This is a genomic window from Salipiger sp. PrR003 (assembly GCF_010500785.1).
Lineage (GTDB): Bacteria > Pseudomonadota > Alphaproteobacteria > Rhodobacterales > Rhodobacteraceae > Salipiger > Salipiger pacificus_A.
In genome coordinates this window covers 102332-124116 of record NZ_JAAGOV010000026.1, presented here as the reverse complement: position 1 = coordinate 124116, position 21785 = coordinate 102332, and the positions used below count along the sequence as shown (strand labels likewise).

General features: G+C 68.7%; 19 protein-coding genes. 18 read left to right on the top strand and 1 reads right to left on the bottom strand.

Going from position 1 to position 21785, the window contains the following annotated elements:
• Positions 1–197 precede the first annotated feature (197 nt).
• Positions 198–743 carry an MT-A70 family methyltransferase gene (locus G0D83_RS04310; RefSeq protein WP_164189856.1) on the top strand — a complete coding sequence of 182 codons (546 nt, stop codon included), beginning with the start codon at positions 198–200 and terminating at the stop codon, positions 741–743.
• 15 nt (positions 744–758) lie between these two features.
• Here the strand turns inward: G0D83_RS04310 and G0D83_RS04305 are convergent, their stop codons facing one another.
• Positions 759–1661, bottom strand: a complete 903-nt coding sequence (locus tag G0D83_RS04305; protein ID WP_164189854.1) for a LysR family transcriptional regulator — start codon at positions 1659–1661, stop codon at positions 759–761.
• Between the two features lie 123 nt (positions 1662–1784).
• Between G0D83_RS04305 and G0D83_RS04300 the strand changes: the two genes are divergently transcribed.
• The 17 genes from G0D83_RS04300 to G0D83_RS04220 all read left to right on the top strand — a co-directional run bounded on the left by G0D83_RS04300 (position 1785) and on the right by G0D83_RS04220 (position 21539).
• On the top strand, positions 1785–2960 hold the full coding sequence (locus G0D83_RS04300; protein ID WP_164189852.1) for a cytochrome P450: 1176 nt from the start codon (positions 1785–1787) through the stop codon (positions 2958–2960).
• Between the two features lie 34 nt (positions 2961–2994).
• Positions 2995–3318, top strand: coding sequence for a 2Fe-2S iron-sulfur cluster-binding protein (locus G0D83_RS04295; protein ID WP_108970434.1), 324 nt, complete (start codon positions 2995–2997; stop codon positions 3316–3318).
• Positions 3315–4493 (top strand): NAD(P)/FAD-dependent oxidoreductase, encoded by a 1179-nt coding sequence (locus tag G0D83_RS04290; RefSeq protein ID WP_164189849.1) that lies wholly within the window; start codon positions 3315–3317, stop codon positions 4491–4493. The genes G0D83_RS04295 and G0D83_RS04290 overlap by 4 nt, the downstream gene beginning before the upstream one ends.
• Positions 4494–4591: 98 nt before the next feature.
• On the top strand, positions 4592–5572 hold the full coding sequence (locus G0D83_RS04285; RefSeq protein ID WP_164189847.1) for a TRAP transporter substrate-binding protein: 981 nt from the start codon (positions 4592–4594) through the stop codon (positions 5570–5572).
• An 8-nt stretch (positions 5573–5580) separates the two neighbouring features.
• Entirely contained in the window at positions 5581–6084 is a 504-nt protein-coding gene (locus tag G0D83_RS04280) for a TRAP transporter small permease (protein WP_235939671.1), read from the top strand.
• Positions 6081–7379, top strand: coding sequence for a TRAP transporter large permease (locus tag G0D83_RS04275; protein WP_164189842.1), 1299 nt, complete (start codon positions 6081–6083; stop codon positions 7377–7379). Before G0D83_RS04280 ends, G0D83_RS04275 begins: the two co-directional genes overlap by 4 nt.
• A 253-nt stretch (positions 7380–7632) precedes the next feature.
• Positions 7633–9180, top strand: a complete 1548-nt coding sequence (locus G0D83_RS04270) for a right-handed parallel beta-helix repeat-containing protein (RefSeq protein WP_164189840.1) — start codon at positions 7633–7635, stop codon at positions 9178–9180.
• The gene (locus G0D83_RS04265) at positions 9171–10406 is read left to right on the top strand and encodes a polysaccharide biosynthesis/export family protein (RefSeq protein WP_164189838.1); all 1236 of its coding nucleotides are present in this window, start codon (positions 9171–9173) and stop codon (positions 10404–10406) included. The genes G0D83_RS04270 and G0D83_RS04265 overlap by 10 nt, the downstream gene beginning before the upstream one ends.
• Before the next feature lie 209 nt (positions 10407–10615).
• On the top strand, positions 10616–11857 hold the full coding sequence (locus G0D83_RS04260) for a Coenzyme F420 hydrogenase/dehydrogenase, beta subunit C-terminal domain (RefSeq protein ID WP_164189836.1): 1242 nt from the start codon (positions 10616–10618) through the stop codon (positions 11855–11857).
• An 85-nt stretch (positions 11858–11942) separates the two neighbouring features.
• Positions 11943–13775: a hypothetical protein gene (locus G0D83_RS04255; RefSeq protein ID WP_164189834.1), complete on the top strand. Its 1833-nt coding sequence runs from the start codon at positions 11943–11945 to the stop codon at positions 13773–13775.
• The gene (locus tag G0D83_RS04250) at positions 13765–15126 is read left to right on the top strand and encodes an O-antigen ligase (RefSeq protein WP_164189831.1); all 1362 of its coding nucleotides are present in this window, start codon (positions 13765–13767) and stop codon (positions 15124–15126) included. Before G0D83_RS04255 ends, G0D83_RS04250 begins: the two co-directional genes overlap by 11 nt.
• 26 nt (positions 15127–15152) lie before the next feature.
• A complete protein-coding gene (locus G0D83_RS04245; RefSeq protein ID WP_164189829.1) occupies positions 15153–16229 on the top strand; it encodes a glycosyltransferase family 2 protein in 1077 nt (358 codons plus the stop codon).
• Between the two features lie 46 nt (positions 16230–16275).
• Positions 16276–16890: a DapH/DapD/GlmU-related protein gene (locus G0D83_RS04240; RefSeq protein WP_235939668.1), complete on the top strand. Its 615-nt coding sequence runs from the start codon at positions 16276–16278 to the stop codon at positions 16888–16890.
• Positions 16887–17774, top strand: a complete 888-nt coding sequence (locus G0D83_RS04235; RefSeq protein ID WP_164189824.1) for a glycosyltransferase family 2 protein — start codon at positions 16887–16889, stop codon at positions 17772–17774. Before G0D83_RS04240 ends, G0D83_RS04235 begins: the two co-directional genes overlap by 4 nt.
• A gap of 48 nt (positions 17775–17822) precedes the next feature.
• Complete coding sequence (locus G0D83_RS04230; protein ID WP_164189822.1) at positions 17823–19271, top strand: oligosaccharide flippase family protein; 1449 nt, start codon at positions 17823–17825, stop codon at positions 19269–19271.
• The gene (locus G0D83_RS04225; protein WP_164189820.1) at positions 19264–20283 is read left to right on the top strand and encodes a sulfotransferase; all 1020 of its coding nucleotides are present in this window, start codon (positions 19264–19266) and stop codon (positions 20281–20283) included. The genes G0D83_RS04230 and G0D83_RS04225 overlap by 8 nt, the downstream gene beginning before the upstream one ends.
• Positions 20280–21539 (top strand): polysaccharide pyruvyl transferase family protein, encoded by a 1260-nt coding sequence (locus G0D83_RS04220; protein ID WP_164189818.1) that lies wholly within the window; start codon positions 20280–20282, stop codon positions 21537–21539. The genes G0D83_RS04225 and G0D83_RS04220 overlap by 4 nt, the downstream gene beginning before the upstream one ends.
• The last annotated feature ends 246 nt before the right edge of the window (positions 21540–21785 follow it).

The window sequence follows — 21785 nt, the reverse complement described above, 5'->3', positions numbered from 1 at the left end:
GATACGTCCATCGGGTCGGCGAGGCTGCGCAGGGGCAGGCGCCCGTCATCCTGCGCGGCACCGCGTGCGCCGCAGGTGCAGCCTCCTTGCAGCAGTCCGACAGCCGGTGCCCGCCGGACGCGGTGTCGCGGTGGATCAAGGGTCGACTTTCCGGGCCAATCCCAAGATACCGGGGCTGCGAAACAAGGACATGACCGATGGATGACTCTGCGCGCCCCGCGACCCAGTTGAACGCCTTCCTCGAAGGGCAGAAATTCGGATGCGTCCTTGCCGATCCGTTCCGGGATCGCCCGGCTGAGAGCCTTGGCGGGGGCGCCTTCGAGGAGCTCTGCGCGCTGCCGGTGGCCGAGCACATGGACGACCGCGCGCATTGCTATCTGTGGGTGCCCAACGCGCGGCTGCCCGAGGGGATGAGCCTGCTGCGGTCCTGGGGGTTCAAGTACACCAGCAACATCGTCTGGCAGAAGTCCTCGGACATTCAGGGCGAGGAGGGGCCGGAGATTTTCACCGACGCCACCGCGCTTCTGCTCTTCGGCATCCGGGGCAAGAACGTGCGGACCCTGGCGCCCGCGCGCAGCACGGTGAACTTCCTCCAGCCCGACGCGGGGGGCGATCCGGCCCTGGCGCAGAAGCCCGACGCGCAATACGGGCTCATCGAGCGCTGCAGCTGGGGCCCGTTCCTCGAGCTTTTCGGGCGCGGAACCCGCGAGGGCTGGACCGTCTGGAGCGCCGACGCGGCCTGACGCCCGGTGCTGCCCTCAGCCGCGACAGGCGGTCCAGATGAGATCGCGCAGCCAGCGGTGCATCGCCGAGGCATTGGTATGCGCGGCCCAGACCAGCGAGACGTCGAAGGCTCCCGGGAAGGGGCAGTCGGTCACCTTGAGCTCCTCGAAATTCCGCTCGCCGAGCCGGCGCGGGATGGTGGCCACGAGGTCCGAGCCCGAGATCAGCGTGCCAAGTCCGGCGGGGCTGGGCGCGGTGATGGTCGGCAGGAGCCTGTGCCCCGCGGCCTCCAGCTCACGCAGGTAGGCTGACTGCCAGCCCGCGCCGTAGTCGATCAGCACGTGGTTCAGCGACAGGTAGCTGGCGGCGTCGAGCTTCGCCTCGGCGCTCGGATGCGCGGCATCCATCAGGCAGGCGTATTCCTCGGAATAGAGGCGGCGCGAATGGAAGCCCGACTCGGCGCGGGCGAAGGGGCCGATCAGCACGTCCGCCTCGCGCCGCAGCAGCCGCAGGTGCCCGTCTCCCAGCGAGCTGATCACCTTCACCGTCATCCCCGGCGCCTGCCGCCGGATTGCGCTTATGATGCCGGGGATCAGCAGCACGCGCTCGTAGTAGTTGCAGGCGATGGTCACGTTCTGCTGCGCCTGTGCCGGTTCAAAGGCGTCGGGCTGCAGCATTTCGTCGAGCATCCCGAGCATCTGCAGCGATCGCGCGAGGATATCCTCGCAGCGCTCAGTGGCCACCTGCTGGCCGCCCTCGCGCACGAAGAGCGGGTCCTGGAAACAGGCGCGCAGCTTGGCGATGGTGTAGCTCACAGCGGATTGATTGACGTTCAGCTTCTCGGCGGCAGCGGTGAAGGATCCGAGCTCATGCACCACGCGCAGCAGGTTCAGGGCTGCGAAATCGATGCTTGCCGGGTTTGGCGGGGCGGACGGCATGGGCTCTCCTGGGGTCGGGGAATAGGCATCAAAGAATTTGATGGGAGTTAATCATTCCATCGCATTGCTCGGCAAGCCCCCGTCTTCTATTCAGCTGCCGGAGGAGAGCTTTGGGAGGAGTTCATGGCGCTAGCACCGCTCGACGAAGCGATTACGCTCGATCAATTGAGTTCGGATCCCTATCCGATCTACCGCAGGCTGCGGGCCGAAAGCCCCGTGCTGCGGGTCGCGGCGACCGGCCGCACCCTGCTGACCAAGGCGGCGCTGACCAAGGCCGTGAAGGAAAACCCCGAGCTGTTCAGCAGCGACGATCCGCACACGCCGATGAAGCCGGCCTTCCGCGCGCACACGCTGATGCGCAAGGACGGGCAGGATCACTTCGTCGAACGCAAGGCGATTTCCAAGTCGCTGACCCCGAAGATGATCAAGACCGACTGGGGCCCGCTCTACGAGCAGATGGCCGAGGATTATGTTGGGCGCTTGCCGCGTGGCGAGACGGTGGATCTCTTTTCGGAACTCTGCGGGCCGCTGGCGGCGCGCATCCTCGCGCATATCCTCGGCATCCCCGAGGCGAATGACGAGCAGATGCAGCGCTGGTCTCAGGTTCTGATCGACGGCGCCGGCAACTTCGGCTGGAAGCCCGAGCTCTTTGCCGCCTCGGATGCCGCCAACGACGAGATGGACGCGCTCTTTGCCGCGCTCGAGCCCAAACGCCGCGCCGAGCCCGACGGCTCGGCCTTCTCGGTCATGCTCAACGCCGACGATCCGATCCCGATGAGCCAGATCTATTCCAACATCAAGATCGCCATCGGCGGCGGCATCAACGAGCCGCGCGACGCGCTGGCGACGATCGTCTACGGGCTGCTGACCAACCCGGAGCAGCTCGCCGAGGTGCGTGCGCAGGACGCCTGGGACAAGGCCTTCGAGGAAGGCATCCGCTGGGTCGCGCCGATCCAGGTCAGCTCGCGCCGGGCGCTCGAGGACACCGAGCTTGGCGGCTACGACATCCTCAAGGGCGACACGGTGATGACCGTCCAGGCCTCGGCCAACCGCGACGAGGAGATCTACGAGGACGGCGAGAATTTCTTCGTCTTCCGTGACAAGAACCCGCATCAGGCATTCGGCAACGGCCCGCACCATTGCGCCGGCGCGCATGTGGCGCGGCGGACGGTGGGCAAGATCATCCTGCCCATGCTGTTCGACCGCTTCCCGAACATGACGCTGCCGGACCCGGAGGCGGTGGTCTGGAAGGGCTTCGGCTTCCGCGGACCGATCAACCTGCCGGTCGTGCTGAACTGAGCCCGGCAGGGCGCAAATCAAGGAGGAGAAACAGATGATCAAGGTGACCTACGTCGCCCAGGACGGAAGCGCGACCACCATCGAGGCCGAGGAGGGCACCAGCGTCATGCAGGCGGCGGTGCAGAACGATCTCGACGGGATCGTCGGTGAATGCGGCGGCTCGATGATGTGCGCGACCTGCCACTGCTACGTCGACGACGCCTGGGCAGAGCGTACCGGGGAGCGTTCGGCGGACGAGGAGGATATGCTCGAGGGCGCCGCGGCCGAGGTGACCGAGCGCTCGCGCCTGTCGTGCCAGATCAAGCTGCAGCCGTCGCTGGACGGGCTGGTGGTGCACCTGCCCGAGGAACAGCTTTGAGCCAGCCGGGGGTCCTGATCCTCGGGGCCGGGCAGGGCGGTCTGCAGGCCGCGATCAGCCTGCGCCAGAGCGGCTATGCCGGGCCGGTGACGCTGGTCGGGGCCGAGCCGGGGCTGCCCTACCAGCGCCCGCCGCTATCCAAGGCCTATTTGCTCGAGGGCAATGCCGAGGCGCTGGCGCTGCGGCCCGAGAGCTTCTTCACCTCGAAAGAGGTGCGCTACCTGCCACAGACCCGCGCCGAGGAGATCGACCGCGCGGCCCGCGAGGTTCTGCTGAGCGGACCGGGCGGCACCCAGCGTCTGCCTTATGAGCAGCTCATCCTCGCCACCGGCACGCGCAACCTGCGGCCGCCGATCGCGGGGCTGGAGCGCGCGCTTGACCTGCGCACGCTGGAGGATGCGGCGACGCTGCGCATGGTGCTGGCCGCCCCGCAGCGCATCGCGGTCATCGGCGGCGGTTTCATCGGGCTCGAGTTTGCCGCAGTCGCGCGCAAGCTCGGCCACGAGATCAGCGTGATCGAGGCCGCGCCGCGGCTGATGGCCCGCGCCGTCTCGCCGGCTATGTCGGAGCATTTTGCGCGCTGGCACCGGGCGCAGGGCGTGGCCTTGCACCTCGGGCAGCCCGCCGTGGCCGTGGATGCCGCAGGGGTGACATTGGCCGATGGATCGCATGTGGCGGCGGAGGTCGTGCTGCTGGCCGCCGGGGTGTGCCCCAACAGCGAGCTGGCCGAGGCGGCGGGGCTCGCCACTGCCAACGGCGTGACGGTGGATGCGGGGCTGCGCACGTCGGACCCGGCGATTTTCGCGCTCGGGGACTGCGCCTGCTTCCCCGACCCGCGCACCGGGGCGCCGCTGCGGCTCGAGAGCGTGCAGGCCGCCACCGATCACGCCCGGCTGATCGCCGCGCGGATCGCCAAGGGAGAGACCGCGGACTATGCCGCGCTGCCCTGGTTCTGGTCCGATCAGGGCGACCAGAAATTGCAGATTGCCGGCTACGCTGGTCCGGGAGCGACAGAGGAGGTCGTCACCGAGGGGGTTGTTGCCCGGTTCGACGACCGCGGCCTGGCCGCGGTCGAGACCGTCAACAACGCCCGGGTGCACATGAAGGCACGGCGGCTGCTGGCCTCGGGTGCGGCGGCGGACCTTTCGGCGCTGGAAGAGGTCATCGCCGCCTGAGGGCGGCGGTCGCGCTCCGCCGCCGGATCGGCGGCAAGAGGCGCCCTGCCAAACGCGGCAGGCGCCGGGAAGACAAAGGTTCAAACGGGAGGAGAACCATGAAGATCACGTCTGTCACCCTTGGGGCGGCTTTTGCCGTCACCCTGGCAACCACCGTCGGCGCGCAGGAGCTGAAATACGCCAACTGGGCGCCGCCGTTCCACACCATCACCGACGCGCAGATCGAGCCGCTGGCCAAGGCGGTCGACGAGGGCACCTCGGGGGCGGTGACGCTGCGCGCCTTCCACGGCGGCGAGCTTGGCGCGGGCCCCGCGGATCAATATGTGCGCATCGTGCAGGGCACGGCGGACATGGGCTGGGGGCTGCCGGGTTACACCTCGTCGCAATTCCCCAAGACGCTGATCCTCGAACTGCCCGGCGCGCTGCCGCTGGACGAGCCCGGCTATGCCGCGCTCTGGCGCGCCTACGAGGGTGAGCTCAAATCCGAGTTCCCGATGACCGAGGCGATCGCCCTCTGGGGCGCCGAGCCGAACATCCTGATGATGCGGGACAAGGCGGTCACCAGCCCCGGCGATCTCAAGGGTCTGAAGATCCGCGTCGCCGGCTCGATCGCCGCCGAAGCCATGGAAGCGCTTGGCGCGACCCCGGTGCAGCTGCCGATGACGCAGGTCTACAACGGCCTGCAGACCGGGCTGATCGACGGTCTGGTCAGCGGCGCCTCGGTGCTGTCGGACTTCAAGCTCAGCGAAGTGGTCTCGAACGTCACCACCGGGCCGAACCTCGGACGGCTGACCTTCTACACGGTGATGAACAAGCCGGTCTACGACGGGCTCTCTGCCGAGGCCAAGGCCGCGCTCGACGCGGTCAAGGGCGAGGCGATCTCGAAGCAGACCGAAGAGGCCTGGGTGGCCACCGCGGCCGAGGCGCTCGACGCCGCGCGGGCCTCGAGCGAGATCACCGTCAACGATCTCGACGCGGCGCAGAGCAAGGCCTTCGACGACGCGCTGGCACAGGTGACCGACGCCTATGTCGCCGAGGTCGGCGGCGCGGCGGCGCTGGCCGCGATGCGGGGCGAGTGATGCGCGCCATGCTGCAAAAGACCGCGGACGGGCTGATCAGCCTGTCCGCGTTCCTCGGCACGCTGGGGCTGCTCTTCGTTGTCGGGGTGATCGTGGTCGACGTGATCGGCCGCAACTTCGGCATGCCGCTCTACGGCGCGCAGGATCTGGTCATCATGACCATGGTGATCATCGTCTTTGGCGGCATGGCGCTCTGCGCCCGCGACGACGGGCACATCGTCGTCGACATCTTCGAGCCGCATCTTTCGCCGCGGCTGAACCGGGCGATCGACGTGGCCGCGGGGCTGCTCGGGGCGGTGATCTTCGTGCTCATCGCCTACACGGTCTTCAAGAGCGCGCAGCTGAGCCAGATGCTGAACCTCTCGACCAACCTGCTGCGCCTGCCGACGGCGTGGTTTCAGTACGCGCTCTGCGCGCTGTCGCTGGTGGCCGCGCTGGCGCTGGTCATGCGCGCGGCCTGCGCGGCGCTGGGGATCCGCCCCGCGCCCGCTTCGGGACAGGAGACACCATGAGCCCCGTATTCGTCGGCACCACCGGCTTCGTGCTGCTTCTCGTGCTGCTGTTGCTGCGCATCCCGGTGGCCTTTGCCATGTTCACCGTCGGCTTTGCCGGGATCTGGCTGCTCAACGGTCTGCAGGCGGCCACCGGCCTGCTGTCGTCCGAGACCTTCGCGCTGGCCTCCAACTCCGAGCTGATCGTGGTGCCGCTGTTCATCCTGATGGGCAACGTCGCGAGCGTGACGGGGATGAGCCGGCGGCTCTACGAGGCCGCCTATGCCACCATCGGGCAGGTGCGCGGCGGGCTGGCGGCGGCGACGGTGATCGGCTGCGGCGGATTTGCCGCGCTCTCGGGCTCGTCGGTCGCCTCGGCGCTGACCATGGGCCGCACCGCGCTGGCCGAGATGGACCGTTTCAACTACGACCCGCGCCTGTCGACCGGCGTGGTCGCCGCGGGGGGCACGCTGGGCATCCTGATCCCGCCCTCGACCGGCTTCGTGATCTACGCGATCCTGACCGAGCAGAGCATCGGGCGGCTGTTCATGGCCGGGATCCTGCCCGGCATCCTGCTGCTGACGCTCTTCCTGCTGACCGTCCTGCTGCTCTGCACTCTGAAGCCCTCGCTGGGGCCCAAGGGGCCGTCCACCACCCTTGCCGAGAAACGCCGCGCCTTCCTTGGCGCGATCCCGATCCTTGTGGTGATCCTGCTGACCATCGGCGGTATCTACACCGGCATCTTCTCGCCCACCGAGGCGGCGGGCGTCGGCGCGGCGCTGGTCATCGGCATCGGCGCGCTGAGCGGTACGCTCGATCTGCGCAGCTTCTGGCAGGCGGCGCAGAGCAGCGTGGTCACCACCGCCTCGGTCATGCTGATCCTGATCGCGGCGCATCTGATCAACCCGTTCATCGCGCTCAGCCACCTGCCCGCCGAGGTGAGCCGGATGCTCGTCTCCTTCGATCTCGGGGCCTATGGCACGCTGGTGCTGATCCTCGCGATCTACCTCGTTCTGGGCTGCTTCCTCGAGGGGCTGGCCATGCTGGTGCTGACCCTGCCGATCTTCATGCCAGTGGTGTTGTCGCTGGGGATCGACCCGATCTGGTTCGGGGTGTTGGTGGTCCTGACGCTCGAGATGGGGCTGATCTCGCCGCCGGTGGGGATCAATGTCTTCATCGTCAAATCCGTGGCCAAGAACGTGCCGCTGATCGATATCTTCTGGGGGGTGATCCCCTTCTGGCTGGCGATGCTGGTGACGCTGGGTCTGCTCGTGGCGATCCCGCAGCTGTCGCTCTGGCTGCCGGGGATGATGTAGGCGCGGCAGGCGCGATGCCCTCGCAAGAGGGCATCGACGGCCCCGCGCGGGCTCCCCTCTCCTTCTGGTTGCTCGATCAAGAAGCAATTCTCCGCCGTTGGGCGGGCGAAGGCGCGCGCATAGGCCAAGTTTTCCTAGGATCGGCGCGGTTCGTGCTATTCTGATTTCGTTTTTTCGCGCCAGCCTCGGCCGCGCACAGTGACTTTTAGCACCGTGTCAGGAATTTCGGCATCGCGACAAAGGAGAATGGCTCATGGTTGCTGGCCGGCACGTTGGCGTGCCGATCCCCGCCGGGCCGACTCGCGGCAGCACACAGCCCCGGCCCCGCCCGTCCGCCCTGCGCGGATGGCGCGTTTGGGGTGCGGTTGCCGTGCTGCTGGCTGCCGCTGCGCTTGCGGCGAAGCCCGTCGGCGCGCAAACCCTGTCCCAAGGGGCGGAGCCGCCGGGATCGGTTGCCCGCCAGACTGTGCTCAGGGTGGCGGGGCCGCAGGAGCTGCGCGGCGTCCTGGCGCGGGCGCGCGGCGGCGAGGTGATCGCGCTGGCGCCCGGCGACTACGGTACGCTTGCGCTGCGTGGGGCGGCGGGCGCCTTTGACCGCCCGGTGACGCTGAGTTCCGCCGACCCCGCCGACCGGGCGCGCTTCGAGCGGATCGCGCTGCACGGCGCGCGCAACGTGGTGCTCGAACAGCTCGACTTCCGCCACGACCCCGGGGCGGGCGAGGGAAAACTGCTGGCCATGCTCGAGGTGCGCGGCTCTGGCGGTACCCCCGCCCGGCGCATCACGGTGCGGGGCTGTCGCTTCGCCGGCGCGCCTGTCTCGGACCGGGTCGGCGCCGATCCGCGCGACGCGGTGGCGGTTGCACGGCAGCAGGGGCTCGTGGCGGGCAGCTATGCCGGCATCGGGATCCGCGTTCAGAACGCCAGGGACATCACGGTGACCGGCAATGAGGTCACGGGCGTCTACCGCGGGTTTTCCTTCGAGAGGGTGGCGGGGCTCGAGGTCTCGGCCAATCTGGTGCACGATGTCCGCTCGGACGGGATGACCTTCGGCCAGCTCGAGCATGCCCGCATCGAGCGCAACACCGTTCGCGACCTGCACCCGTGGCGCCACGCCGAGGCAGAGCACAGGGGCGATCATCCTGACCTCATGCAATTCTGGACGACCAACTCCGACGCGGCGACCCGCGACGTGGTCATCCGGGCCAACCTGCTCGTGCAGCGCGCGGTGGCGCAGGACGAGAGGGCGCAGGGCCTCTTCATGCGCAATCTAAAGGCGGAGGCGGACGAGGCGTCGGAAGAGTTCTTCTTCCAGGACATGGTGATCGAGGGCAACGTGATCCTCACCGCCCATATCAATGCGCTGGTGGTGGGCGAGACGACCGGGCTTGCGGTGACCGGCAACCTGCTTCTGCAGGAACCGGGCGCGGGAACGGGCAAGATCGCGACACCGATCCTGTCGATAGCCCGCCGTTCGTCGGAGGTGAAGGTCAGCGGCAACGTGCTGCCGGATCTGTCGCGGGACTATGCCACGGTACAGGGCTACGTCTCGCTGACCGAGGGCGCGGCGCTCGGCTGGCAGCTGCGCGGCAACACTCTGACGCGCCGCGACCGGGAGCGGGGCGCGGTGATGACCGAGGAGGGTGCCATGCTCTTTCGCTATGCGCGGGTCATCGCGGCGATCGAGGCCGGGGGGATGTCTCCGCCCACCGGCGGCACAGGCGCGCCGGGGCACGCGCTCGCGCTGACCGAGCCGCCATGCAAGTCGGGACCAGCGCGGGAGGGCGTCGCCCAATGCCCCTGACCGCCCGCCTCTCGCTCTGGTCGTTGATCGGGCCGCTGCTTGCGGTCCTGCTCGCGCCGCTCCCCGCGCAGGCCGAGGGCTACGTGCTGCAACCGGGTGACCGCGTCGACATCCGCGTCGCCGGGCTGCCCAATCTCGACCGCGACCTGAGGATCGGCGCGGATGGCACCCTCTCGCTACCGCTGATCGGGCGGGTCAGCCTGGGCGGCCAGACGGTCGGCGCCGCCGAGGAGGATGTGGCCCGGCGCTTCGGGGAGGTCGCCTTCCGCCAGCGCACCCTCGATGGGCGCGAGACGCTGTTCCCGATCTCTCCGAGCGAGGTCAGCCTGTCGGTCACCGAATTCCGCCCGGTCTACGTGTCGGGCGAGGTGAAGGCGCCGGGCGCCTTTGCCTTCACCCCGGGGCTGACGGTGCGGCGGGCGCTGACGCTCTCGGGCGGGATCGGTCAGGATCTGGGCTACGTGCGCGACCCGATGGCGCAGATCGCCCAGGTGCAGGGCAACATCGACGCCTTCGGTGCCGAGCTGGCGGCACTCGACGTGCGCGTGCGCCGCTATCAGGCCGAGCTCGACCCCGGCACCGATGCGGCGATCACGGCCACCTCCGGCACCGAGACCGTCGAGGAGGTCGAGACCCAGCGGCTCGTGGCCGGCGTCGCGGGAACGCAGAGCAGGCGGAGCTATTTGCTGGAGGCGCGCAGGGCGGTCACCCATCAGATCGACGTCCTGCGCCAGCAACTCGGCGCCGAGCTCGAGGGAGAAGACGCCGACCAGCAGGAATACGAGCGCATCCGCACCCTGCGCGCGCGCGGGCTTGTCGAGGTCGACCGGGTCACCGAAACCCGTCGGGCGTTGCTGGCCTCGGCGACCCGGCGGCTGGACACAGCCAGCGATCTGGCCGCCGCCGAGAAGGATCTCGCCCGGATCAACTTCGACCTCGGAGATTTCGAGGACGAGGCCCGACGCGACTCGCTGGAATTGCTGAGCGATGCGCTGGTCGACCGCGAGACCACCCGCGCCCGGCTGACCGCCGCCCGCCAGCAGCTCTTGCTGTTGAGCGCCGACTACGCCGACGCGCTCGAGGAAGGCGTGGTCCGCATCACCCTCCGCCGCGGCGCTGGGGCGGGGGAAGAGGTATTCGAGCTTGGCGGCGAAGAGGACATGGCGCTTCTTCCCGGCGATCTCGTCGAAGTGCGGCTCAGCGCGGCCCCGGTCCCCGGCCAGTAGCCGGGCAAGGGACGCGCGGGCGGTGCGCCCTGTGACGCCGGGCTCTGCGCGGCGCGTGTGCTTGCCGAAGTTCACTCTGGTTCCCGAGTTCCGACACGAAGTTCGACCCCCGGGCGCCCCGGCCTCTGCCGAGGTCCCGGAAGACTGAAGTGGCATCAAGCCCGGCGTGCGGCCCGAGAGGACCGGCGCTTGGGCTCTGGGGAGAGGCAATGAACGCCCTGGCTCCGAACCCTGTACCAAACCGCTCAGCGACACTCGATCAGGTGTTGGCGGCGGACACCTGCGCCGGATGCGGCGGCTGTGCCCTGCTGGCGCCGGGCGCCGTGCGGATGGCGATGACACCGCCGGGCTACCTGCGTCCGGTGCAGCAGGCCGCGCTCTCGCCCCGGCAGGAGCGCGCCATCCGGCAGGTCTGCCCCGGGCGGCACCTGGCGCTCGCGGCAGGCGGGCGCGAGGAGCACGTGCTCTGGGGCCCGCATGTCGCGCTCCGCTCTGGGCATGCGACGGACCCGGCGCTGCGCCACAACGGTTCATCGGGCGGCGTGCTGTCGGGGCTGCTGGTGCATCTGTTGCAGAGCGGCGCGGTCGATGTGGTGGTGCAGACCGCCGCCTCGGTTGCGGAGCCGACGGGCACGCGCGGGGTGCTCAGCACCCACCGCGACGAGATCTTCGCCGCGGCGGGCTCGCGCTACGCGCCTTCGGCGCCGCTGCTTGAACTGGGCCGGGCGCTGGAGAGCGGCCGCCGGATCGCCTTTGTCGGCAAGCCCTGTGACGTGGCGACGCTGCGCCAGATGGCCCGGCTCGATCCGCGGATCGACCAGCAGGTTGTGATCACGCTGTCGTTCTTCTGCGCCGGCATTCCCAGCGCCGCGGGCGCGCGCGAGGTGCTCGGGAAGATGGGGGTCGATCCAGGGCAGCTTGCCGCTTTCCGCTACCGTGGCGACGGCTGGCCCGGCTTTGCCACGGCGACACTGCGAGATGGGAGCACCGCGCGGATGAGCTACCGCGACAGTTGGGGCGGGATCCTGTCGCGGCACGTGCAGAAGCGGTGCAAGCTCTGCCCGGACGGGATCGGCAGCTTTGCCGATCTCGTCTGCGCCGATGCCTGGCACACCGACGCCGAGGGCTATCCCAGCTTTGAGGAGGGCGAGGGGACCAGCCTCGTCATCGCCCGCACAGAAATCGGCGCGCGCTGCCTGCAGGAGGCCGAGGCGCGGGGCGCGGTCCGCACGCAGCCCTTCGACATCCGCGAGCTCGAGCCGATGCAGCCCGGGCAGGTGCGCAAGCGGCGCTTCCTGTTGGCCCGGCTGATGGCGATGCGCGCTCTGCTGAGATGGGCGCCGAGGTATGACGGGTTCTTTCTCGCCCGGAACGCGCGGCAGGCCGGGTGGCGGCAGAACCTGCGGCAGTTCTCCGGCATGCTGATCCGCGAACTGGGCCTGAAGTCATGAACCGTCCTTCCCAGCCCCCACGCACCGCGCCGAAGGAGAGGGAGATGTCCGGCAAAATCCCGTCGCAGCGGGACTGGAGGCAGCGATGACCGACCGTGGAACACTCGACACCGGCCTGACGCTCTCGGTGCTGGATGTCCTGCAGGCGGTGAAGCGGAAGATCCTGCCAAGCCTGCTCGCCGGGCTGGTCATGGGCGCGATCACCTACCTCGCGCTGCTGCCGATGCCGCCGCTCTACAGCGCCACGTCGATCGTCTGGTTCGACGAACGTGAAGAGCGGCTTCTGACCTCGGAGTCCGCCTTCGCGGCGCTGGCGGATGACACCAAGGTGACCTGGGTCAACGAGGTGGCACCGATCGTGAAGGAGGCGGCGATCATCCAGTCGGTGCCGGTGCTGACGCGGGTGGTGAACGATCTTGATCTGGTGCAGCAGCCCGAGGCGCTGCGCTCGAAGCGGGTGCTCATCAAGGAAACGCTCAAGGACCGGATCACGGCGATAGTGCCCGCCGCTCTCATTTCGGGCGAGGACGAGGCGCTGCCCGCCATGCCGCCCGGCGGCACGGCGGCGGACACGCCGCTCGAGGTGATCCAGCAGCTCGCGGCCGTGATCGAGACCAACACCAACGAGCTCACACAGCTCATCTCGATCACCGTCACCTCGCCCGATCCGCAGGCCGCGACGCGGATCGCCAACCACCTGCCCGAGGCCTTCCTGCTCGAGTACAATGGCCGGGTCAACGCGGCGAGCGCCGAGATGGTCGCCTGGCTCGATGCGCAGTTGCAGAGCATCCGGACGCGGATCCAGTCCGCGCAGACCGACCTCAGCAGCGATGCCGTCGCGCTGCGGCAGATGACCCATGACGCGGACGTGGGGCTCTACCGCGACTTGCTCAAGCGCCGCAACGAGGTGCAGCAACTGCAGAACATCCAGTCGCACCCGATCCGCGTGGTCAGCAGGGCCACCGTGCCGAGCGATCCCGCCGCCGCTGGACCGGGCCGGTTCGCGCTTGCCGCGACCGCCGCCACCTTCATCGCCGCCTCGCTCGTCTTCGCCCTGCGCGAGCTCTTGAACAAGAAGCTGCGGTATCCGCGGCACTTCGAGGAGCTCGGGCTGCACGTGCTGGCGGCGGCACCGGACCGTGGCAGGAACCGGCCGCTTTTCGACGAGTCGATCCGCCGGTTGCTGTCGCTGGCGATGCCCGACCTGCGCAAGGGGCCGGTGGCGATCGGCTTCACCTCGGGGGCGGCGCAAGAGGGCAAGACGCTGGTCGCACGGGAGGTCGCACGGGCAGCCGCGCGCAGCGGATTGCGCACCGTCCTCGTCGAGGCGGACCTGCGGCACCCCCAGTCGCGCGGCACCGCCGGGCCTCGGCAGAACGGGCTTGCGGAGCTGCTGGCCTCGGGGCGCGGCCCGGACGGCTATGTCGTGGAGGAACCGGGCGAGGGCGCGCTGCCGCTCTACATCCTGCCGAGCGTCGAGGCCTCGAAACACCCGACCGAGCTGCTGGCCTCGCTGCACATGACGCAACTGCTGGCCCGGCTGCGAGAGACATTCGAGCTGATCGTCTGCGACATGCCGCCGGTGTGCATGACCGCGGATGCCGAGGCGCTGGCGCCGCAGCTCGATGGCACCGTGCTGGTGGTGCGCCACGGCCATGCCGGGCTGGCGCGGACGAAATCCGCAGTGGCGCTGCTTGATCGGGGCGGGGACAATCTCATAGGAGCCTTCGTCAACGACTGCCCGCCGCAGTTCCTGTCCGAACTCTACGGGCGCGGCCCGCTCGACTACGGGTTCACCCCGGCGCGCCCGGGGGAGTCGGCCAAGGAGGGCGCAGCACCGGAGGGCGCGCGCGTCAACGCGGGCTCGAAGGTCAAGCTGCTGCCACTGAACCGGGACATGCGCTCCGATGTCGGTTGAGGCGCTCAAGGGCGGGCCAAGACGCCGCGCCACAAGGCTGGGCGCCGCCGCCGTGCCGCGGGTGCTGCCGCTGTCGGTGAGCCTGTTCCTGCTGTCGCTCTTCATCGCCTTCCAGATCAGCCTCGGGCCACTGAAGCTCTCGGCCTCGCGCGGCCTGCTGCTGGTGCTGCTGCTGCCCCTGACGCTCCGGGTGCTGCGCGGCGGCGCGGGGCGGCTTCTGGTCTCCGACGTGGCGATGGTCGCCTTCTGCGTCTGGGTCTTCCTGGGCATGACCCTGCGCCACGGGCTGGCCGAGGCCATCGAGTTCGGCGGCATCAATACGATCGAGACGCTGGGGGCCTATTTCCTCGGGCGCTGCATGATCCGCGATGCCGCGAGCTTTGCCGCAATGGTCCGCGTGATGTTCGGCATCGTGCTCTTCCTGACGCCTTTTGCCTTGCTCGAGACGGTGACCGGCTACAACCTGCTGCTGCATCTGACCAACGCGATCCTGCCCTCGCAGCCCGAGGTGCCGCCGCTGCGCCGGTTGGGGCTCGAGCGGGTGCAGGCGACGCTCGATCACCCGATCCATTTCGGCATCTGCATCGGGGCGTTCGTCGCCCTGACCTACCGGGTGCTGGGCGACGGCCAGCCCGCCGTTCTGCGCTGCGCGCGGGCCGGCCTGGTGGGGGGCGTCGCCTTTCTGTCGCTGTCGTCCGGGGCGCTCATCGCGATGGTGCTGCAGGTCGCGCTGCTGGTCTGGAGCGCCATCACCAAGCCCCTCCGCGAACGCTGGATGCTGCTGGCGCTTGTCGCAGGCGGACTCGTGGTCTTTGAGCTGTCGACCGGTTACTTCCTCGACCTTGTCATCGGCACGATCGCCTTCAACCCGGACACGGCCTTCAACCGGGTCCGGATCTTCGGCTTCGCGCTCGCGAACATCCGCGCCGCGCCCCTGTTCGGCATCGGCCTCGGGGATTGGGTGAACCTGCCGGGCATGTCCGACAGCATCGACATGTTCTGGATGCTGGTCGCGCTGCGGCACGGCATTCCCGCGGGGCTCTTGATGCTCATCGGCTTTCTGTGGCTGCCCCTGACCCTCGCGACGCGCAAGATCACCGACCCGCGCGTGCGCGCCTACCGCGAGGGTTATGTGGTCACCCTTGCGGCCCTCTTCCTCGCGCTCTGGACGGTGCACGTCTGGCGCGAAGCCTATGTCCTCGTGATCTTTCTGTTGGGCAGCGGGTCGTGGATGCTCGGGACCGGCCCCGCGCCGCACAACGGGCCAAAGCGTAGGCTGCCCGTGACCTTTTCCCGAAGCTCCCGCCTCCCCGCGCTGTCCGGAATGCCGTCTCCCTCCCGGTCAGCCTGACTCCCATGCTTGCGATTGGAATGCCCATGTCACACCTCCCTGCAGCCCGGACGGCGGAGCCCCCCGCGCAGGTGCCATGCCCGCAGGCGGCGCGCAGCGCGGCGCCGCCGAGGCCGCTGCGCCTGTGGTCCGCCGGTGACGCGGCGCGCCTCGGTCCTCCCGAGGTGTCGATCCTCATCGTGAGTTACAACACCCGCGCGCTGACGCTGAAGGCGATCGAGACCCTGCTCGCGGCGGGCGGCGACGTGCTGGCCGAGGTGATCGTCTACGACAACGCCTCGCAGGATGGCTCGGCCGAGGCGATCCGCGAGAGATTTCCCCAGATCCAGACCGTTGCCTCGCTCGAGAACCTTGGCTTTGCCAAGGCCAACAACCTGGCGAGCCAGCTGGCCCATGCCGAGATGCTGCTGCTGCTCAACCCCGACACCGAGACCTACGCCAACGCGGTGGCGAACCTGCTGGCCTTCGCGCGCCGCAATCCGCAGGGCGGGATCTACGGTGGCCGGACGGTCTTTCCCGACGGCTCGCTCAACCCGGGCTCCTGCTGCAATCGGATCTCGATCCACAGTCAGCTGTGCCGCGCGCTCTATCTCGACAAGATTTTTCCGGGCAGCGGCTTTTTCAACGCCGAGGCGATCGGCAACTGGAAGCGTGACAGCGAGCGCCGGGTGGATGTCGTCGTCGGCTGCTTCCTGATGATCCCCAAGGCGCTTTGGGACAGGCTGGGCGGCTTCGATCTGAAGTACTTCATGTACGGCGAAGAGGCGGATCTGTGCCACCGCGCGCGGGCGCTTGGCTACACGCCCATGGTGACCCCCGAGGCGACGATCATGCACCTTGTCGGCGCCTCGACCAACGTGCGCGCCGAGAAGATCCTCCTTGTCGGGCAGGCCCGTGCTACACTCATCCGCGAGCATTGGGCGCCCTGGAGCGTGCCCATAGGTCTTTTCCTTCTGTGGCTTTGGTCCGCGGTGCGGTTTTTCTTCTACAGGTTGCAGGCCCTTGTGTCGGGGCGGCCGGATCATCCCGGGCGGCTCACCTGGGATCGGGTCTGGCGTGAGCGCAATCATTGGTTGCGAGGGTACGAAGAAATTCAGGATTAGATAGAATCATTCTTGGGGGCGACGTTTCATGTCGAAAAAGAATGCGATGTCCCGCTTTCGCCGGTTCCTCAGACTGCTCGGCGCGGTGATCGACCCGCGCGCCTACCTGCACATGCTCAGGGTGATGAACTTCTACAATTACAGCCATGTGGCGCCGCTGCGCCGCATCCACCGGGGCAGGGGGGTGACGATCTCGCCCACCGCCTGGTTTTCCGAGCCGGAGCGGATACGGCTCGGCGACGGGGTGCATGTGAACGGCGGCTGCATTCTCTGGGCCGGGCCCTCGACCGGGGCGATCATCGTCGGCGAGAACGCGCTCTTTGGCCCGAACGTCATGGTCACGGCGGCGAGCTACCGCTTCAACGACGGCCAGCCGGTGACCGATCAGGAAATGGAAGAGCGCGATGTCGTCATCGGGCGCGATGTCTGGCTGGGCAGCGGGGTGACGGTGCTGGCGGGCTCCGAGATCGGCGATGGTTGCGTGGTCGGCGCGGGCAGCGTGGTGCGGGGCCGCTTTCCGCCCTTCTCGATCATCGCGGGCGCGCCCGCGCGGGTCGTGGGTCAGCGCAGGCCGCCATGGCCGGTGAAAATGGCGGATCTCAAGGTCATCGAGGAGCCGTCTGAAGGCGGCGCGGCGCAGGACGAGAGGAACACCGGATGAGCCCTCCGAAGAGCCCGGCCGCGGCGGTCATCATCCCCCATTACAACGACCTGGACCGCCTCGCGCGCTGCCTCGCGGCGCTCGAGCAAAACCCGCGCCCCCTGCCGGTCGAAGTGCTGGTGATCGACAACGGCTCCAGCGAGAGCCTCGAGGCGCTGGCCGCGCGTCATCCCGAGGTGCGCTTCGTCACCGAGCCCGGGCGCGGCGCGGCCACCGCGCGCAATCGCGGCGTGGCCGAAAGCCGTGCGCCGCGGCTGTTCTTTCTCGACGCCGACTGCGTCCCTGCCGAGGATTGGCTGGCCGTCGCCTTCCGCCGCATCGAGGCAGCACAGATCGTCGGCGGGGCGGTGCGGATTTTCGACGAAACGCCGCCGCCGCGCAGCGGAGCGCAGGCCTTCGAGTCGGTCTTTGCCTTCCGGCAGGAGGACTACGTTCGGCACCACGGGTTTGCCGTGACCGCCAACCTGCTGACATGGCGACAAATCTACGACGACACCGGGCCACTGGCCCACGGGCTCGCCGAGGACAAGGACTGGTGTCACCGCGCGCGCGCCAAGGGCTACCGGATCGACTATGCGCCCGATCTCGTGGTCGCCCACCCCAGCCGCTCCGACTGGCCGGCGCTGCGCAGGAAGTGGCTGCGGCTCACCCGCGAGAGCTTTGCCTTGGCCCACCCCGGACAGGCCGCCCGCCTGCCATGGATCGCACGCGCGGCGCTGGTCACGCTTTCGCCCTTTGGACATCTGCCCAAGGTGCTGTTTTCGCCGCGGCTCGGCTCGGCGGCAGAGAGGAGGCGGGCAGCCTCGACGCTCTTCCGGCTGCGCTTTGTCCGCGCGGGCTGGATGCTGCGCCAAGCCATGGGGAGGCCGCTCGATGAAGCGTGAGAGGCCCGAGGGTCCGCCTTGCCGCGCACCCATCGGCGGAGGGGCGCGATGATCCGCAGCGGCCTCTTCATCTTTGGCGGCAACGCGCTTGGCGCGCTGTTTCTCTTCGTGCGCAACGTCTTCCTCGCCCGGCTGCTGCCGCTCGAGGACTACGGGGTGGCGATGACCTTCGCGATCATCGTCGCGGTGCTGGAGCTGGCCTCGAACATGGCCGGTGACCGGATGCTGGTGCAGGCCGAAGATGGCGACGATCCGCGGCTCGAGAACACGATGCACCTGCTCGAGATCGCCCGCGGCATGGGGCTGGCCCTGCTGCTCTTCCTGCTGGCGCCGCTGCTGGCCCACTTCTTCAAGGCGCCCGAGGCGCTGCCGGCCTTCAAGACGCTGGCGCTGGTGCCAATGATGCGTGGCTTCCGGCATCTCGACATCTTCCGCGTGCAGCGGCGGCGGGAGTTCCGTGGCATCGTCATGACGCCGCTGGTGGCGCAGCTTGTCGCCTGTCTTGCCGTGGTGCCGCTGGCCTACTGGCTGCGGGACTACCGGGCGATGATGCTGTCGATCCTGATCCAACACGCGCTGATGGTGCTGCTGTCGCACGTCTATGCCGAGCGCCGCTACGGCGCCGTCTTCGACCGGGAGCTGATGCTGCGCATCGCCGGCTTCGGCCTGCCGCTGATGATCAACGGGGCGCTGATGTTCGTGGTGATGAACGGCGAGCGCCTGATCGTCGCGAACCGGATGGGGCTGGCAGAACTGGGCTGGTTCAGCGCCGCGCTGACGCTGGCGCTCACCCCGACGCTGATCATCGGCAAGACGCTGCAAACCCTCATGCTGCCGCTGCTTTCCGAGCGGCGAAACGCGGGCAGCGACTTTCAGGATGTGGTACAGGTGTCGTTGCAGGTGCCGCTGCTGGCGGGGCTGGCCTTTGCGGTCGTCATGTCGATCATCGGGCCCTGGGTCTTCGTGATGCTCTTCGGCGCGAAGTTTGCTGCGGCGGTCGACCTGCTCGTGCTGCTCTGCATCGCCCAGGGGCTGCGCGTCGCCCGCTCCGGCCCCTCGACCATTGCGGTGGCGACCGGCCAGACCAGCAATCCAATGCTCGCCAGCCTGGTGCGGGTCAGCGTGCTGCCGGTCGCGCTGGCGGCGGCGCTCTGGCTCGATGCCGATCTGCGGCAGATCGTGCTCATCTCGATCGTCGGCGAAGTGCTCTCCGGCCTCACCTCGATCGCGCTGGTCCGGCACCGGGTCGGCCTGAAGGCCGGGGTGATGATCTGGCCGCTCGTCCTCGCCGGGGCGAGCTTTGCGCTGCTGGTCCTGGTCACAGAGATCTGGCCGGTCCCGTCGGATCCCGCCCACATCTTCAGCCTTCGGAGCCTCTTGCTGCTCGTCGCCCTGCTGTGCAGCGCGATGACCATGCAGGAGGCATTGCGCTTCCTGTCGCTGAGGCTGAAGCGGAGCGCTGCCCCGTCCGCAAAGAGAGGCCCCGCGAATGGATAGTTCCCCCGCGGCGGGACCGCGTCTCATCCACATCGGCTACCACAAGACTGGGACGACCTGGCTCCAGCGGACGCTCTTCGTGCCCGAGAACGGCTATGTCCAACTGCTGGACCACCGCGAGATCTTCGAGACGCTGGTCCGGCCCTACCCGCTGGCCTTCGATCCCGAAGAGGTCTCCGCCCGCGTCGCCGGCCCGCTCGCGCAGGTGCCGGTGGGCTCTGTGCCGATGCTCTCGTCCGAGATCCTCTCGGGCAACCCGTTCTTTGGCGCGCGCGACTGCCTGCTCTGCGCCGAGCGGCTGAAGGTCTGTTTCCCGCGGGCGCGGATCCTCATCACCATCCGCGAGCAGCTCGCCGCCATCGTCTCGACCTACATGCAATACCTGCGCCGCGCCGGAACCCTGTCGCCGCAGGACTTCTTCGACGCCCGGGTCGAGCCGGGTTACGGCGCCTTCGATCACAGGCACTTTCAATATGACCGTCTGGTGGCGGAATACCGGCGGCTCTTCGGGGCGGGCAATGTGCTGGTGGTTGCCAACGAGGCGCTGGCGGCGGACCCCATGGCCGTGGCGACCCAGGTGGCCGAGTTCAGCGGCATCGCCGGGCCACGGCAGGTCAACCGCGCGCGGGTCGGCGCCAGCGCCCCCGAGGCGGCGGTCGGCGCCTTGCGTGTGGTGAATCTGCTGCGCAGCGGACCGACCTCGACCGCGACATTGGTGGATCTCGGCGCCGCCGGGCATTGGCTGCACCGGGGCACGTCGAAGCTCTTCCAACTGCCGCCGTTGCGGCGCTACGCGGCCGGCCGCCGACCGGTGCTCGAGGTGGTGCGCCGCCGCTACGCGGGCGCCTTTGCCGAAAGCAACCAGCGGCTGCTCGAGATGATCGGGCCGACGCCGGGCCTCTCGCGCTACGAGGGCGTCTCGATGATCGGGTCGGACACCCATTTCGCGCCGGATCCGGAGGGGCAGGGCGCGTCGCGCGCGGCCACCACGTTGAATTCGAGCGGGGCATGACGCGCATGAGCCCCATGCCGCGCGACCCGGGCGGGGAGCTGGTCATCGGCCTTCTGGGGCACACGGTCACCTCGTCGAACCTGGGGATCGGCGCGCTGACCCTCTCCGATATCCGCATTCTCGAGGAGGTGGCGGCGACGCTCGGACGGGACATCCGCTTCGAGCTGACCGCCTGGCACGAGCCGCACCCGGTCTACATCGAGCGGCCGAACCTGCGCTATCACCCGCTGTCCCGCGGCTTCATCCTGCGCCGCGACGGGCTGCGGGCGATGGCCCGGCGCTGCGATCTGGTGCTCGACATCTGCGGCGGCGACAGCTTCACCGACATCTACGGCCCCAAGCGCTTCGTGATGCAGCTCGCCGCCCAGGCAGCGGTGACCGGCACCGGCACGCCGCTCGGCTTTGCGCCCCAGACCATCGGCCCGTTCAATCGCGTCTGGGCCCGGCGCGCCGCTGCCTGGATCCTGCGCCGCGCCGCCTTTGTCTGCGCGCGCGATGCGCTGTCCTCGGAGTATGTGCGGAGCTTCGGGGACGTTCGCATCACCCTGATCGAGGCCACGGACGTCGCCTTTCACCTGCCCTATGCGCCGCGCGCCAAGGCACATGAGGTCGACGGGAAGATCCATGTCGGGATCAATGTCTCGGGTCTGCTCTTCGCGGGCGGCTACACCGGCAAGAACGAGTTCGGCCTGAAGATGGACTACCCGACACTGCTGCGGCGCCTCATCCGGGAGTTCTCGGAGCGGGACGACTGCGTGGTGCATCTCATCGGACATGTGATCATCGACAGCGCCTCGGGCGCGGGAGAGGACGACCAGCGCGCCTGCGAGCAGCTCGGCGCGGAATTTCCGGCAGTGATCGTCGAGCCACCGGCGCCCGCGCCCAGCGAGGCAAAGAGCGTGATCTCGGCCATGGATTATGTCTTCGGGGCGCGGATGCATGCCTGCATCGCCGCCTTTTCCTCGGGTGTGCCGGTGCTGCCCATGGCCTACAGCCGCAAGTTCCTCGGCCTGTTCGGCACGCTCGGCTATGGGCATGTCGCCGATTGCCGCACCGCAAGCAGTGCCGAGGTCGAGGCGCTGATCCTCGACGGCTTCGACAGGCGCGGCCAGCTCGCCGCGCAGATCGAGAGCGCCAACCGCGAGGCGCTGCGGCGGCTCGATCTCTACCGGAGCTTTCTGGCAGGGGTGCTCTGCGGACCAGACCGCCGCGTTGCGGCGCCGGGGCGCGCACCCGACCCGGATATCCAGGCGTAACGTTTCGGTGATCTGGCTGGAGCGGACGACGCGCGCCGCAATTGTCCGCGGACTGCGCGGTAGATTGGCATTTCCCGACAAGGCACTGCACGCCGCAACCGCCATGGGCGAAATCCCGCAGGAAGATCGACCTAGACGTGCAAATTGGCGCGCAATGAATTAATTATAAGGAATCGGCGGAGCCGGGATCTGCGACACCCTTTCTGCGGACCGCCGACGTAAATTTCATGCATATATGGTGCTTCG

What these genes read in the sequence shown, in the direction of transcription:
- G0D83_RS04270 (WP_164189840.1), top strand. Translation starts at nt 7,633, where the DNA reads ATGGTTGCTGGCCGGCACGTTGGCGTGCCGATCCCCGCCGGGCCGACT.
- G0D83_RS04220 (WP_164189818.1), top strand. Translation starts at nt 20,280, where the DNA reads ATGACGCGCATGAGCCCCATGCCGCGCGACCCGGGCGGGGAGCTGGTC.
- G0D83_RS04235 (WP_164189824.1), top strand. Translation starts at nt 16,887, where the DNA reads ATGAGCCCTCCGAAGAGCCCGGCCGCGGCGGTCATCATCCCCCATTAC.
- G0D83_RS04295 (WP_108970434.1), top strand. Translation starts at nt 2,995, where the DNA reads ATGATCAAGGTGACCTACGTCGCCCAGGACGGAAGCGCGACCACCATC.
- G0D83_RS04280 (WP_235939671.1), top strand. Translation starts at nt 5,581, where the DNA reads ATGCTGCAAAAGACCGCGGACGGGCTGATCAGCCTGTCCGCGTTCCTC.
- G0D83_RS04275 (WP_164189842.1), top strand. Translation starts at nt 6,081, where the DNA reads ATGAGCCCCGTATTCGTCGGCACCACCGGCTTCGTGCTGCTTCTCGTG.
- G0D83_RS04285 (WP_164189847.1), top strand. Translation starts at nt 4,592, where the DNA reads ATGAAGATCACGTCTGTCACCCTTGGGGCGGCTTTTGCCGTCACCCTG.
- G0D83_RS04255 (WP_164189834.1), top strand. Translation starts at nt 11,943, where the DNA reads ATGACCGACCGTGGAACACTCGACACCGGCCTGACGCTCTCGGTGCTG.
- G0D83_RS04310 (WP_164189856.1), top strand. Translation starts at nt 198, where the DNA reads ATGGATGACTCTGCGCGCCCCGCGACCCAGTTGAACGCCTTCCTCGAA.
- G0D83_RS04240 (WP_235939668.1), top strand. Translation starts at nt 16,276, where the DNA reads ATGTCCCGCTTTCGCCGGTTCCTCAGACTGCTCGGCGCGGTGATCGAC.
- G0D83_RS04250 (WP_164189831.1), top strand. Translation starts at nt 13,765, where the DNA reads ATGTCGGTTGAGGCGCTCAAGGGCGGGCCAAGACGCCGCGCCACAAGG.
- G0D83_RS04245 (WP_164189829.1), top strand. Translation starts at nt 15,153, where the DNA reads ATGTCACACCTCCCTGCAGCCCGGACGGCGGAGCCCCCCGCGCAGGTG.
- G0D83_RS04225 (WP_164189820.1), top strand. Translation starts at nt 19,264, where the DNA reads ATGGATAGTTCCCCCGCGGCGGGACCGCGTCTCATCCACATCGGCTAC.
- G0D83_RS04265 (WP_164189838.1), top strand. Translation starts at nt 9,171, where the DNA reads ATGCCCCTGACCGCCCGCCTCTCGCTCTGGTCGTTGATCGGGCCGCTG.
- G0D83_RS04230 (WP_164189822.1), top strand. Translation starts at nt 17,823, where the DNA reads ATGATCCGCAGCGGCCTCTTCATCTTTGGCGGCAACGCGCTTGGCGCG.
- G0D83_RS04260 (WP_164189836.1), top strand. Translation starts at nt 10,616, where the DNA reads ATGAACGCCCTGGCTCCGAACCCTGTACCAAACCGCTCAGCGACACTC.
- G0D83_RS04300 (WP_164189852.1), top strand. Translation starts at nt 1,785, where the DNA reads ATGGCGCTAGCACCGCTCGACGAAGCGATTACGCTCGATCAATTGAGT.
- G0D83_RS04305 (WP_164189854.1), bottom strand. Translation starts at nt 1,661, where the DNA reads ATGCCGTCCGCCCCGCCAAACCCGGCAAGCATCGATTTCGCAGCCCTG.